Below are 12,850 nucleotides of genomic sequence, written 5' to 3'. Positions count from 1 at the left end.
CGCGGTTCGGCCACGCTTGAGCGATGACCCACGACGATCTGCCCGCGCCCCCCTGCGTGCCGGGATACGACCTGCTCGAGCCGATGGGCCGTGGTGCCACCAGCGTGGTCTGGCGGGCTCGCGCTGATCCGCGCGTCGATCCGCTCACCGGCGGGGCGGAGGTCGCGGTGAAGATCGTGCTCGCCGGTCCGGACGCCGAGCGCGAGCTGGCCGTGCTCAGCGGGGTGCGGCACCCGCACCTGCTCGAGCTGCGCGAGGTCGTGGCGCTCGACGCGGACCGCCTGGCGATCGTGACGGACCTGCTCGAGGGCGGGACCCTCGCGTCCGTGGTGGCCGCCCGGGGCCGGTTGCGCCCGGGCGAGGTGGTGACGGTGCTCGTGCCGCTGGCGCAGGCCCTGGCTGCCCTGCACGTCACCGGCGTCCTGCACGGTGATCTCGCTCCGAGCAACGTGCTGTTCACGCTGGCGGGACGTCCGGCGCTCACCGACCTCGGCACGACGCGCATCACCGGCGAGCCGCGCGAGGAGGTCTACGGCACGGCCGGCTACGTCGACCCGGTGGTGCTGACCGGCGGCGAGCCCACCGCTGCCAGCGACGTCTACGGTCTCGGGGCGCTCGGCTGGCTGGCGCTCACCGGCTCGCCGCCACCATCACCCGTGCACCGTCCGGCGTTGCGCGAGCTGGCACCGAGCGCGCCGCAGGCGCTGGTGGCCGCGATCGAGTCGGCCGTCGACCCCGACCCCGCCGGCCGGCCGCCGGCCGCCGAGTGGGCCCGCACACTGCACGCCGCAGCGCCGGCCGAACCGGTGTGGCGCCACGGTGCGGCTCCGGCCGACGGTGGCCTGACGCGACGGGTGCGCGACCTGGCCGCGACGGAGCCCGAGCCGGCGCGTGGTGCGCGCCACCGCAAGCAGCGGTCGTGGCGGTGGCGTCGTCCCGCCAAGCTGCTTGCCGTCGCCGCCGTCGCCCTGGGTCTCGTCGGCGGGGTGGGCGCGACCTGGTGGTGGGCGCGTCCCGTGCGAGCGGCGCAGTCCGCGAGCGCCGGGGCGGGGGCAGCGCTGTCCGACGCGCAGGCGAGCAGAGTCGTCACCGAGCTGGCGGCGGCCCGAGCGGACGCACTGGCACGCCCCGATCGGGCGGCGGCGACGGGCGCGGCTCCTGGCTCGGCGGCGGCGCAGGCGGACGCGCTGGCCCTGGCTCGGTTGCGCGATCGCGGCGCCCGGTACGCCGGTCTGCGGCTCACGGCGCGCGAGGTCCGGGTGGTGAGCCGTGCTCCCGGCCGGGCGTGGGTGCAGGTCGTGCTCGCGGTGTCGGCGTACGACGTCGTGGTGGGGGAGCGCGTCGTCGAGCACGTGGCGGCGCGGCCCAGGGCACCGAGCCGGCTGGAGCTCGCGTTCGTCGCGGGCGAGGGCTGGCGGGTGGCGCGCGTCGCCGGCTGAGCGTGACGGCTCCCCTGGACGTCGCTCAGTGCATCAGCACCGGCGCCGCGACGGCGAGGTCGGGTTGGTCGAACGTGAACCCGGCGTCGAGCAGCCGGCGTGGGACCACCCGGTGGCTCGCCAGCACGGCTTCGGCGAAGCCGCCGATCCCCACCCGGACGGCGAACCCCGGCACGGGCAGCACGGCCGGGCGGTGTGCGGCCCCGGCCAGCGCGGCCATGAACTCGCGTTGCTCCACCGGCCCGGGCGACGTGAGATTGACGGCGCCCGGCAGATCGCCGTCCAGCAGACGGGTGAGGGCGCGCACGTGGTCGTGCAGGGTGATCCAGCTCCACCACTGGCGTCCTGATCCGACCGGGCCACCGAGCCCGAGCCGGATGAGCGGCACCAACCGCTTCAGCACGCCACCGTCGGGCGACAGGATGAGCCCGGACCGCGTGTGCGAGACCGGGATGCCCGCCTCACGGGCCGGGTCGGCGGCCGCCTCCCAGCCACGGGTGACGTCGGACAGGAACCCCGAGCCGCGGGGGGAGTCCTCGGTGACCTCGTCACGGCTGTCGGGGTAGTAGTCCATGCCCGACGCGCTCACCAGCACGCGCGGGAGGGGGTCGAGGCGGGCGAGCGCTCTCGAGAGCAGGTCGGTGGTGTCGACCCGCGAGCGCAGGATGGTGCGCTTGTAGCTGTCGGTCCACCGGTGGTCGCCGACGCCGGCTCCACTGAGGTTGACCGCCGCCTCCACACCACGCAGGCCGCCGTCGTCGATGACACCGGCTGCGGGATCCCAGTACACCTCGTCCGGCGCCTGGGTGNGTGGCCCTGGCCCCGCAGGTGCGGGACCAGGGCCGAGCCGACGAGACCCGAGGCCCCGGAGACGACGATCTTCATGGCTGCCCTTTCGCCAGTCAGCGACCGGGCCGGGCGGCCAGGTCAGAGCCCGAGGTCGGCCTCGAAGGCACCTTCCTCCAGGCGCTCCTTCATGGTGACCAGGAAGCGCGCGGCGTCGGCGCCGTCGACGATGCGGTGGTCGTAGCTCAGCGCGAGGTAGACCATCGAGCGGATCGCGATCGTCTCACCGCCATCGGCGTCCCGCACCACCACTGGCCGCTTTACGACGGCACCCGTGCCGAGGATGCCCACCTGCGGCATGTTGACGATCGGGGTGTCGAAGAGCGCACCGCGGCTTCCGGTGTTGGTGAGGGTGAACGTGCCGCCGCCGAGCTCGTCCGGCGTGATCTTGTTCGCGCGGGTTCGCTCGGCCAGGTCGGCGATCTTGCGGGCGATGCCGGCGATGTTGAGGTCACCAGCGTCGCGGATCACCGGCACGATCAGACCCTTGTCGGTGTCGACGGCGATGCCGAGGTTCTCCTGCGCGTGGTACACGACCTCGTCGCCCTCCACGCTGGCGTTGACCGTCGGGTGCGCCTTGAGCGCCTCGACCGCCGCCTGCGCGAAGAACGGCAGGAACGACAGCTTGACGCCCTCGCGAGCCGCGAAGTCGTTCTTGGCCCGGTCGCGCAGCCGCGCGATCTTGGTGACGTCGACCTCGACCACGGTCGTCAGCTGCGCCGAGGTCTGGAGCGACTCGACCATCCGCTGGGCGATGAGGCGGCGCAGCCGCGTCATCTTCTCCGTGGTGCCGCGCTTGGCCGACACCGACGCCGGCACGGGGGCCGACGGGCGCGACGGGGTCGCAGCGGCCGGCGCGGACGCGGGCTCGGGGGCGGCGGCCTTCTTGGCCGCCTCGGCGGCGTCGAGCACGTCCTGCTTGCGGACGCGCCCACCCACGCCGGTGCCGGAGACCGATGCGAGGTCCACACCGTGCTCCGCCGCGAGCTTGCGCACCAGCGGGGTGACGTACGTCGAGGCGTCCGAAGACGCCGCCGGCTGCTGGCTCTGCTGAGCCGGCTGCGACTGCTGCTGGGCGCCCTGAGACTGCTGCGACTGCTGCTGGGCGCCCTGAGACTGCTGGTCGGGTTGCGCCGGAGCGGCTGTGGGCTGCGGAGCCTGCGTCTGCGGCGCCGAGGAGTGCGACTCCTCGGGCGCGGCTTCGGGCTCGCTCTCGGCCTGGGCCGCCTGCTGCTGGTCCTGCTCCGCCTCCTCAGCGGCCGGCGTGGGCTGCGCCTGCGGCTGCTGCGCCTGCTGCGGCTGGGCCGCACCCGACGATGCACCGCCACCGATCACCGCGAGGTCAGCGCCGACCGGCACCGTCTCGTCCTCGGCGACCAGCAGCTTGGTGATCGTGCCGGCTGCCGGGCTCGGGATCTCGGTGTCGACCTTGTCGGTCGAGACCTCGAGCAGCGGCTCGTCGACCTCGACGGTGTCGCCTTCGGCCTTCAGCCAGCGGGTGACGGTGCCCTCGGTGACCGACTCACCGAGCGCGGGCATCGTGACGGTGGTGCCGGCACCGGAGCCGCCCGCGTCGCCGGAACCGTTCTCCTGCTGCGTCTGCTCCTGCTGCTGCTCCTCCTGGGGCTGCTCCTGCTGCTCCTGGGGCTGCTGCTGCGACTGAGCGGCCTCGGGCTCGGACGTCGTGGCACCCGGCTCCTGCGCGGCTGACGGCTCGGCCACCTGCTCGGTCGCCTGCTCGGTCGCCTGCTCGGTCGCCTGCTCCTGGGGAGCCTGCTCGCCGCCGTCCGCGTCGCCGCCGGTTGCTGCGCCGTCGCCGATCACTGCGAGATCGGCGCCCACGGGGACGGTCTCGTCCTCACCGACGAGCACCTCCTGCAGCGTGCCCGCCACGGGTGAGGGGATCTCGGTGTCGACCTTGTCGGTCGACACCTCGAGCAGCGGCTCGTCGACCTCCACCTGCTCACCGACCTGCTTGAGCCAGCGCGTCACGGTGCCTTCGGTGACGGACTCCCCGAGGGCCGGCATCTTCACCCGTTCTGACATGGGCAGTGCTCTCCTTCGTCGGTGTGCAGGTCGTGCAGTCGGTGTGGTGGGTGTGGTGGGCGTGGGTGGGCGACGGGGGCGCGACGCCGTCAGGCGTGGACGTGCAGCGGCTTGCCGGCGAGCGCCAGGTGGGCCTCGCCCAGCGACTCGTTCTGCGTCGGGTGGGCGTGGATGAGCTGCGCGACCTCCTCGGGGAAGGCCTCCCAGTTGACGATCAGCGAGGCCTCGCCGACCTGCTCGCCCATGCGGGCGCCGACAGCCACGAAGCCGACGACCGGCCCGTCCTTGCGGCGGATGAGCTTGACGAAGCCGGTCGTGCCGAGGATCTGGCTCTTGCCGTTGCCGCCGAGGTTGTACTCGTAGCTCTCGATCTGGTCGTCGCCGTACTGCTCCTTGGCCTGGGCCTCGGTGAGCCCGACCGAGGCGATCTCGGGGTCGCAGTAGGTGACGCGCGGGATGCCGGAGTCGACGACCGGCACGGGCTTCAGCCCGGCGATCTCCTCGGCGACGAAGATGCCGTGGGCGAAGCCGCGGTGAGCCAGCTGCAGGCCGGGCACGAGGTCGCCGACGGCGAACACGCCGTCGACGTTGGTGCGCAGCCGCTCGTCGGTGGGCACGAAGCCGCGGTCGACGGTGACGCCGACCTCCTCGTAGCCCAGGCCCTGCGAGCGCGGCCCGCGGCCCACGGCCACGAGCATGAGGTCGGCCTGGATGCTCTCGCCGCTCTCGAGCGAGACGGTGACCCCACTGTCGTCCTGCGTGACGCCGCTGAAGCGGACGCCGGTCTTGAAGTTGATCTTGCGCTTGCGGAAGGCGCGCTCGAGCACCTTGGACGCCGACTCGTCCTCAGCGGGCACCAGCCGGGGCAGGGCCTCGATGATCGTGACGTCGGCGCCGAAGGACTTCCAGACGCTCGCGAACTCGACGCCGATCACGCCGCCGCCGAGCACCACGACGCTGTTCGGCACGAAGTCCAGGGTCAGCGCCTGGTCGCTCGTGATGACCCGGCCCCCGATCTCCAGGCCCGGCAGGCTGCGCGAGTACGACCCGGTGGCCAGGACGACGTTGCGGCCCTTGAGCTGCTGGTCGCCCACCTGCACGGTGTCCTTGGCGACGAGGCGGCCCTCGCCCTCGACGAGGGTGACCTTGTGGGCCTTCACCAGACCCTGCAGGCCCTTGTAGAGCCGCGAGACGATGCCGTCCTTGTAGGTGTTGACCTGGGCCATGTCGATGCCCTCGAACGTCGTCTTCACGCCGAACCGCTCACCCTCGCGGGCGCCGTCAGCGATCTCGGCGGAGTGCAGCAGGGCCTTGGTGGGGATGCAGCCGTAGTGCAGGCAGGTCCCGCCCACCTTGTCCTTCTCCACCAGCGCCACGCTCAGCCCCAGCTCGGCGGCGCGGAAGGCGCACGCGTAGCCGCCGCTGCCACCTCCGAGGATCACGACATCGAAGACCTCGCCGGTGCTGTCGGCCACGTCGCCTGCTCCTTGCGTGTTCTGCGCTGCGGGTCGCGCGCGCTGGTTGGTCGTTGGCGGTGCCCATCCTGTCACCAACCCGACGCGAGCACGCAACGTGGTCATCTTGTGGCGCGCTGGCGGGCACACTGGGGGTGGCCAGCAGCGGTGAGCACCGAGTGGACGACCAAGGAGGTCACGGCGTGGGGTGGTTGAGGCGACGGCGCGAGCGCGTCCGGCCGGTGGCGACGTCCGAGCCGTCGAAGGCGGACGTCGAGGCCGCCACCGCGCACCTGCGCGACTTCGTGGCCAGCCGCCCGGGCGTCGAGATGTACGTCGAGCCGCGCACCGCCATGACGCCCACCACGCTCGTGCTCATCGCGACCACGGGCGAGTGGACGCGCCGCCGGATCGGCAGCCCGCAGGCGGCGGGTGACCTCGCGCGGTCGCTGGGCGTGCCGGTCTACGACGTCCAGCAGACCGGCTACCCCGCCCGCATGCGCGAGTGGACCTCCCGCCAGCGCCAGGCCGAGCGCGACGCCGCCAGCTGACGCGCAGATACCCGCCGATTTCCGGCGGCCAAGCCCCAGAAGGGGACAGCCGGGCCGGAAAACGACGGGTATCTGCGTGAGCCGCGGGTCAGTGCTTGCCGTGACCCTTGCCGTGACCCTTGCCGTGCGAGCCGCTCGTGGCCTCGGCGGCGTGGGACTTCTTGGCGTGGGTGGCCGGCGTGGCGGCAGTCTCCGCCGCCTCGGTGGAGTCGGTGGAGTCGGTGGACTCGGTGGAGTCGGCCGCCTTCCCGCAGTTGCTGCGAGCGGCCTCGCTGACCGACGTCAAGCCGGCCTGGGCGAGCAGGCTGCGGTCGCGGGCGAACTGCGAGACGTACTGGCCGTGGCTCGTGGCGTCGGCGCAGGCGACGAGCGTCGCAGTGGTCGTGGCGGTGTCGGTCGGTGCCACGGTCTGCGTCTCGGTCGCCGACTCCTCGGTGCCGTCGGTCGTCTCCGTCGAGGTCTCGGTGGAGGTCTCGGTGGAGGTCTCGGTGGAGGTCTCGTCGGTCTCACCGGCGTCCTCGCCGGCCTGCTCGCCGTCCTCGGGGTCGGACGTCGCCGACGTCGTGGGGACGCTGGTCGTACTGGTCGTCGTGCTGTCACCCGCCAGTGACGTGAGGCTCATGCCGGAGCCCGTGGCGGCGACGGCGGCCCCGGCGCCCACGACGACGCTCACCGCGACGGCGGCGACGGCCTTGGACTGAGCGGCGAGGAACGAGGCGAGGATCGACTTCACGAGAACTCCCGGGTGGGCTGGATGACACCCGGTAATCGACGGTGAGTCACGATTCGTTACAGCACGCACACCAGAACGCACGCCAGCACGCACGCCAGCACGCACGCCGAGGGCCCGTCACCTCTGGCGGTGACGGGCCCTCGGTGGGTGGACGGCGCTCAGCTGGCGAGGTCCTCGGCGACGGCGACGAGCGTGCGCACGGCGTGACCCGTGCCGCCCTTGTGGGTATAGCCCCACGGCGTGCCCTCGAGGAACGACGGCCCCGCGATGTCGAGGTGGGCCCACGGGATCTGGCCCGAACCGTCGGCGCGCTCGCCCACGAACTCCTTGAGGAACAGGCCGGCCACGAGCATGCCGCCCATGCGCTCGCCCATGTTGGCGATGTCGGCCACCTGCGAGTCCATGCTGGCGCGCAGCTCGACCGGCAGCGGCATCGGCCACATCGTCTCGCCCACGCGCTCGGCGGCCTCGGCCACCTGAGTGCGCAACGCGTCGTCGTTCGCCATGATCGCCGCGTAGCGGTGACCCAGGGCGAGCACCTGGTGCCCGGTGAGCGTGGCGACGTCGACGATCGCGTCCGGGTGCTCCTCGCTCGCCGCCACGATGGCGTCGGCGAGCACCAGGCGACCCTCGGCGTCGGTGTTCAGCACCTCCACGGTGCGACCGCCGTAGGTCGTGAGGACGTCGGAGGGGCGCTGGGCGGTGCCGGACGGCATGTTCTCGGCCAGCGGCACCCAGGCGGTCACCTTGACCTTGGCGCCGAGGCGGGCGAGCGCGAGCACCGCACCGACCACCGCTGCGCCGCCGGCCATGTCGGACTTCATGGTCTCCATGCCGGCCGGGGGCTTGAGCGACAGGCCACCGCTGTCGAAGGTGATGCCCTTGCCCACCAGCGCCACGTGCTTCTTGGCGCCGCGGGGGCTGTAGCTGATCTTCACCAGGCGCGGGGGACGGCTCGAGCCCATGCCGACACCGAGGATGCCGCCGTAGCCGCCCTTGGCCAGCGCCTTCTCGTCGAGCACGTCGACCTTCACCGGGTGCGACTTGGCGGCTGCGACGACGGCGTCGGCGAAGGCTGCCGGGGGCAGGTCGCCGGGCGCGGTGTTGACCAGGTCGCGCACGAGGTGCACCGAGCGGGCGACCTCCTGCGCGTGCGCGGCGGCCGCGGCGGTCGCCTTGTCCTTCGCCAAGGACGTCAGCACGAAGACGTCGGACACCGGTGCCTTGACGTCGTTCGCGGTGCGCGCGCGGTGGCGGCTGAAGGCGTACGCGCCGAGCAGCGCACCCTCACCGACGGCGGCGACCGTGTCAGCGTCGGCGGCCGGAAGCGCGAACGCGACCGACGACGTGCCGGCGAGGGTGCGCGTGGCCGCGCCCGCGGCGCGACGCAGCGTCTCAGCCGGGTAGGTCGACCTGCGGCCGGTGACGGCCTTGCCGAGGCCGGTGAGCGCGATGGCGCCCGCGGCGACGTCCTTGCCGGCGGGGATGCGCACGACCTGGTCGGCCTCGCCCGTCACGCCGAGGCTGGCGAGGGCGTCCGACACGCTCTTGGCGACACCGCGCGGCAGCGCCGCCGCGCCCTCGACGAGGACCGCACCTCCGTCGCCCTGGGCGACGCCGACGACGAGGGTGTCGACCTTGATGCTCTTGGTGTCCTTGTCGGACAGGCTGAGGGACGTCACGTGGGTCCTTCCGTGAATGGTTCGGGAGCGTGCGGGAGCCGCGGTTCGTGCGGGTTGCCCCGATGCTAGACGGGACGTCGCCGCAGCGCCGTGCAGGGACGGTAGGTTGCGCCCATGGCTGACGCGAATGCCTCCGACACCCCTGCGCCCGGCGAGCTTCGCCGCTCACCGCTGCACGAGCGGCACGAGCAGGCCGGGGCCAAGCTGGCCGACTTCGGCGGTTGGCTCATGCCCATCGAGTACGCCGGCGGTGGGGTCGTCGCCGAGCACACGGCCGTCCGCGAGCGGGTCGGTCTCTTCGACGTGAGCCACCTCGGCAAGGCGCTCGTGCGCGGCCCGGGCGCGGCGGCGTACGTCAACGCCACCCTCACCAACGACCTCGGGCGCATCGAGCCGGGTCAGGCGCAGTACACGATGTGCTGCGACGCCACGGGTGGTGTCGTCGACGACCTCATCGCCTACCTGCGCTCCGACCACGAGGTGCTGCTCGTGCCGAACGCCGCCAACACCGCCGAGGTCGTGCGGCGTCTGGCCGCCGAGGCACCGGCCGGCGTCGAGGTGACTGACGAGCACACGACGTACGGGGTGCTGGCGGTGCAGGGCACGCGCAGCGACGAGGTGCTGCAGGCCCTGGGCCTGCCCACCGGGCACGACTACATGAGCTTCGTCGACACCACGTGGCGCGGGGCGGACCTCGTCGTCTGCCGCACCGGCTACACCGGCGAGCGCGGCTACGAGCTGCTGGTCCCGTGGGACGTCACCGTCGAGCTGTGGGACGCCCTGGGCGAGGCCATGCAGCAGCACGACGGGCGGATCGCGGGCCTCGGCGCGCGCGACACCCTGCGCACCGAGATGGGCTACCCGTTGCACGGCCACGAGCTGTCGCTCGACATCACGCCGGTGCAGGCGCGGGCGGGCTGGGCCGTGGGCTGGAAGAAGCCGGCGTTCTGGGGGCGCGACGCGCTGGTGGCCGAGAAGGAGACCGGGGCCGCTCGCCAGCTGTGGGGCCTGCTCGCCTTCGAGCGCGGCATCCCGCGCGACGGCTGCACGGTGCGGCTCGACGGCGGCGACGAGGTGGGCCGGACGACGTCCGGCACGTTCTCGCCCACCCTCAAGCAAGGCATCGCGTTGGCGCTGCTGCAGCGTGGGGTGGGCGAGGGCGACGAGGTCGTCGTCGACGTGCGCGGACGTGGCCTGCGCTGCCGGGTCGTCAAGCCGCCGTTCGTGCAGGTGCAGACCCGCGGCGAGTGACCTCGGTGGGTGCTTTCGTGGGTGCAGCGAACCTGGGGTGATCACCCCAGGTTCGCTGCACCCATCGCCGCACTCGTGAGGGTCGACGCCTACGGACGCCGCTGGCGCAGGAGCACCACGCCGGTCCACAACGCCCAGGCCACCACCAGGAAGAAGCCCGTCGAGAAGGTGTCCTGCAGCTCCCAGCGCGCCGGGTCCGTCAGGAGGGCCGACCCGACGCAGGTCGCCGCGCCCACCGAGCCGAGGGCACACAGCGCCTTGGAGAACAGGCCCGACCGCCACATCGCCGCCATCGTCAGCACCAGCGCGACCGCGACGGGGGCGTAGATAGCCGAGTTGAAGTACCAGGCGACCCGGTCGACGGCGAGCGCGCCGACGTCCTCTCCTCGCGCCGCGAGCGTCGCCGCACTCGCGCCCAGGACGACGGAGGCGATCTCGACGACCACGGACGAGCCCATGGCGATGATGGCGACGTCCATCACCCCGGACGGCCGACCGGAGTCAGAGAGCGCCTTGCGGACGCCGACGATCATGGTCAGTCGCCCGAAGAGCACGATGCCCAACCAGCCGATCAAGAAGCCGTAGCCTCCCTCGGTGCCCGCGTACGAGGCGAGCGCCTGCGAGGCGGAGGTGCCCGGCTCGTTGTACAGGCTGCCCACCCCCGCGAGGGCGAAGCCGACGAACTCGAGCAGGTAGATCGCGATGCCGGCGAGCACGAGGGCGTTGCCCGTGAGCTGCGGGCGGTGACGCGTGGCCGGATCGGTTGCAAGCGTGGTCGCCATGCGGTTCCTCCTGGGAGCGATCGATGCGAGGTGGTGCGAGTCGTTCGATCGTCCGTGCTGCTGGGGCGCCGTCACATCGCGCTGCAGGTCGACGCCTGTCGTCCGAGCGACGTCACGTGGCGGCGCCACGACTACCTCTCAGAGACGACGCGAGTACATCTCGAGAACGACGCGCGACGCCTCGCGACCTCCTACGCTGGCGGCCATGACGCGCCGGCTGCAGGTGCGGCACCTGCCGCCCCTCGTGATCGACGGAGCGCTCGCGGCCTTCTTCACGGTGCTCGCGCAGGTGGAGCTGCACGTGGGGTGGGACGACGGCTACCGCGCCGGCCCGCTGTGGCTGAACAGCGCGCTGCAGGTCGTGGTGACGATGCCCCTGGTGCTGCGCAGCACCCGGCCACGCCTGTGTTTCGCGCTGATGACGGCAGCCGTGGCGCTACCTGCCCTGGCCGTCCCGCGGACCATCCTGTTCTGGGGCAACATGCTGCCGCTGATGCTGGTCGTCTTCACCGTCGCGCGGGCTCGCCTGCGGTGGTGGCAGTGGGCGGCGCCAGCAGCCACCCTGGCCGGGGCCAGCGTCGCCCTGCACAACGACGCGATGCCGCTCAGCGACGCGTTCTTCGCCTTGGTCATGTTCGGTGCGGCCCAGCTCGCAGGCCAGCTCGTCGGGCGGGTCAGCGAGCAGCGCAGCAGGCTCTCGGTGGCTCTCGCTCAGCTGGCCGCGGAGCAGGAGCACCGTGAGGAGCAGGCGGTGCACGAGGAGCGGCGGCGGATCGCCGCCGAGATGCACGACGTGATCGCTCACGCCGTGAGCCTGATGACGATCCAGCTGGGAGCGGCGCGATTGCGCCTGGAGACGAGCGGGCAGCCAGTGCCCGCAGAGCTGAAGGCGTCGGAGGAGACCGGACGCCGAGCGCTCGCCGAGCTGCGGCGCACCCTCGGTGTGATGCGCACCGAGGGTGCAGGCTCCCTCGAGCCACTCCCTGGACTCGCCGACGTCCACGCCCTGGTCGAACGCTTTCGCGCCGGCGGGATGACCGTCAGGTCGCGAATCGACGTCGACCTCGAGCTGCCCGACAGCATCCAGCTGGCGGCGTACCGGATCGTCCAGGAGTCGCTGACGAACGTCATCCGCCACGCCGGGGACGTGGCCTGCGACATCAGGGTCACCACAGGGGACGACGAGCTCGTGGTGGGTGTGGCGAACGGGCCTGGCAGCACCGGATCGGCGAGCGGGGGAGGGCATGGGCTACGCGGGATGCGCGAGCGGGTCTCGATGTTCGACGGCACCCTCGCCGCCGGGCCGACGGACCAGGGCGGCTTCGCGGTGGTGGCCCGCCTGCCGGTCGCTGCCACCGCGACCCGCGCGAACCGCACCGAGGTCGCCGGATGACGACGGTGGTGGTCGTGGACGACCAGGCCCTGGTCCGGGCGGGACTCGTCTCGATCCTGCGTACCCAAGCTGATCTCGACGTGGTCGGGGAAGCCGCTGATGGACGCCGCGCCATCGAGGTCGTGAACGACCGAGATCCCGACGTCACGCTGATGGACGTGCGCATGCCCGGCCTGGACGGCATCGAGGCGACGCGACGGCTGGCGGAGCACCGCACCGCCATCGTGATGCTGACGACGTTCGACCTGGACGAGTACGTCTACGCGGCGATGAAGGCCGGCGCCCGTGGCTTCTTGCTCAAGGACATCCCGCCGGAGTCTCTCGTAGACGCGGTGCGGTCGGCCGCCCGCGGCGACGCGTTGCTGGCGCCCACCATCACGCGTCGCATGATCGAGCAGTTCGTCCGCCAGCCGCCTCCGGGTGCTCCGCGTCCGGAGATGCTGGACCCGCTCACCGAGCGCGAGTGCGAGGTGCTGGGCGAGATCGCGCACGGCCGATCCAACGCCGAGATCGCCGGGCGCCTCTTCCTGTCCGAGGCCACGGTGAAGACGCACGTGACGCGGATCCTGACGAAGCTGGGCCTGCGTGATCGGACCCAGGCGGTGGTCTGGGCGTACGAGTCGGGGCTGGTGCGCGCCGGCCGGTCCTGACGTGGGGCGAGTGACGTCCGTGA

The 12,850-nt window shown here is 72.6% G+C and carries 11 protein-coding genes and 1 pseudogene; 5 read left to right on the top strand and 7 right to left on the bottom strand.

Annotated elements, in window-relative coordinates; all coding sequences use genetic code 11:
• Nucleotides 1-23 precede the first annotated feature (23 nt).
• A complete protein-coding gene (locus tag ASD06_RS11775; protein WP_082537968.1) occupies nucleotides 24-1,439 on the top strand; it encodes a serine/threonine-protein kinase in 1,416 nt (471 codons plus the stop codon).
• A 25-nt stretch (nucleotides 1,440-1,464) separates the two neighbouring features.
• On the opposite strand, the gene ASD06_RS11770 is transcribed toward ASD06_RS11775, so the two are convergent.
• The 4 genes and pseudogenes from ASD06_RS11770 to lpdA form a co-directional block, all read right to left on the bottom strand.
• Nucleotides 1,465-2,178, bottom strand: coding sequence for a TIGR01777 family oxidoreductase (locus ASD06_RS11770; protein WP_235502321.1), 714 nt, complete (start codon nucleotides 2,176-2,178; stop codon nucleotides 1,465-1,467).
• A 71-nt stretch (nucleotides 2,179-2,249) separates the two neighbouring features.
• Nucleotides 2,250-2,324: pseudogene (locus ASD06_RS20010) on the bottom strand (NmrA family transcriptional regulator); the annotation flags it as partial.
• A 42-nt stretch (nucleotides 2,325-2,366) separates the two neighbouring features.
• The gene (gene sucB, locus ASD06_RS11765) at nucleotides 2,367-4,331 is read right to left on the bottom strand and encodes a 2-oxoglutarate dehydrogenase, E2 component, dihydrolipoamide succinyltransferase (RefSeq protein WP_056677547.1); all 1,965 of its coding nucleotides are present in this window, start codon (nucleotides 4,329-4,331) and stop codon (nucleotides 2,367-2,369) included.
• Nucleotides 4,332-4,420: 89 nt separating this feature from the next.
• Nucleotides 4,421-5,806, bottom strand: a complete 1,386-nt coding sequence (gene lpdA, locus ASD06_RS11760; protein ID WP_056677544.1) for a dihydrolipoyl dehydrogenase — start codon at nucleotides 5,804-5,806, stop codon at nucleotides 4,421-4,423.
• A gap of 182 nt (nucleotides 5,807-5,988) precedes the next feature.
• On the opposite strand from lpdA, the gene ASD06_RS11755 reads away from it, so the two are divergent.
• Nucleotides 5,989-6,336 carry a hypothetical protein gene (locus ASD06_RS11755; RefSeq protein WP_056677842.1) on the top strand — a complete coding sequence of 116 codons (348 nt, stop codon included), beginning with the start codon at nucleotides 5,989-5,991 and terminating at the stop codon, nucleotides 6,334-6,336.
• 88 nt (nucleotides 6,337-6,424) lie between these two features.
• On the opposite strand, the gene ASD06_RS11750 is transcribed toward ASD06_RS11755, so the two are convergent.
• Together ASD06_RS11750 and ASD06_RS11745 are read right to left on the bottom strand one after the other, a co-directional pair.
• Complete coding sequence (locus ASD06_RS11750; protein WP_056677541.1) at nucleotides 6,425-7,069, bottom strand: hypothetical protein; 645 nt, start codon at nucleotides 7,067-7,069, stop codon at nucleotides 6,425-6,427.
• A gap of 158 nt (nucleotides 7,070-7,227) precedes the next feature.
• Nucleotides 7,228-8,751 carry a leucyl aminopeptidase gene (locus ASD06_RS11745; RefSeq protein WP_056677538.1) on the bottom strand — a complete coding sequence of 508 codons (1,524 nt, stop codon included), beginning with the start codon at nucleotides 8,749-8,751 and terminating at the stop codon, nucleotides 7,228-7,230.
• A 114-nt stretch (nucleotides 8,752-8,865) separates the two neighbouring features.
• Here ASD06_RS11745 and gcvT point away from each other — a divergent pair, with 114 nt between their 5' ends.
• Nucleotides 8,866-10,002, top strand: coding sequence for a glycine cleavage system aminomethyltransferase GcvT (gcvT, locus tag ASD06_RS11740; protein ID WP_056677536.1), 1,137 nt, complete (start codon nucleotides 8,866-8,868; stop codon nucleotides 10,000-10,002).
• 89 nt (nucleotides 10,003-10,091) lie between these two features.
• On the opposite strand, the gene ASD06_RS11735 is transcribed toward gcvT, so the two are convergent.
• Nucleotides 10,092-10,784: a hypothetical protein gene (locus ASD06_RS11735; RefSeq protein ID WP_056677533.1), complete on the bottom strand. Its 693-nt coding sequence runs from the start codon at nucleotides 10,782-10,784 to the stop codon at nucleotides 10,092-10,094.
• Nucleotides 10,785-10,989: 205 nt separating this feature from the next.
• Here ASD06_RS11735 and ASD06_RS11730 point away from each other — a divergent pair, with 205 nt between their 5' ends.
• Nucleotides 10,990-12,177, top strand: coding sequence for a sensor histidine kinase (locus ASD06_RS11730; protein WP_056677531.1), 1,188 nt, complete (start codon nucleotides 10,990-10,992; stop codon nucleotides 12,175-12,177).
• The gene (locus ASD06_RS11725) at nucleotides 12,174-12,827 is read left to right on the top strand and encodes a response regulator transcription factor (protein ID WP_056677528.1); all 654 of its coding nucleotides are present in this window, start codon (nucleotides 12,174-12,176) and stop codon (nucleotides 12,825-12,827) included. The genes ASD06_RS11730 and ASD06_RS11725 overlap by 4 nt, the downstream gene beginning before the upstream one ends.
• The last annotated feature ends 23 nt before the right edge of the window (nucleotides 12,828-12,850 follow it).

Origin of the sequence: Angustibacter sp. Root456, from assembly GCF_001426435.1 — a bacterium.
In the GTDB taxonomy this organism is placed as follows: Bacteria; Actinomycetota; Actinomycetes; order Actinomycetales; family Angustibacteraceae; genus Angustibacter.
The sequence above is the reverse complement of the archived record's forward strand: the minus strand, read 5'-3'. Positions and strand labels throughout refer to the sequence as shown.

Coding starts and splice junctions, on each gene's coding strand:
- ASD06_RS11735 (WP_056677533.1), bottom strand. CDS start 10,784: ATGGCGACCACGCTTGCAACCGATCCGGCCACGCGTCACCGCCCGCAG.
- gcvT (WP_056677536.1), top strand. CDS start 8,866: ATGGCTGACGCGAATGCCTCCGACACCCCTGCGCCCGGCGAGCTTCGC.
- ASD06_RS11730 (WP_056677531.1), top strand. CDS start 10,990: ATGACGCGCCGGCTGCAGGTGCGGCACCTGCCGCCCCTCGTGATCGAC.
- ASD06_RS11725 (WP_056677528.1), top strand. CDS start 12,174: ATGACGACGGTGGTGGTCGTGGACGACCAGGCCCTGGTCCGGGCGGGA.
- sucB (WP_056677547.1), bottom strand. CDS start 4,331: ATGTCAGAACGGGTGAAGATGCCGGCCCTCGGGGAGTCCGTCACCGAA.
- ASD06_RS11775 (WP_082537968.1), top strand. CDS start 24: ATGACCCACGACGATCTGCCCGCGCCCCCCTGCGTGCCGGGATACGAC.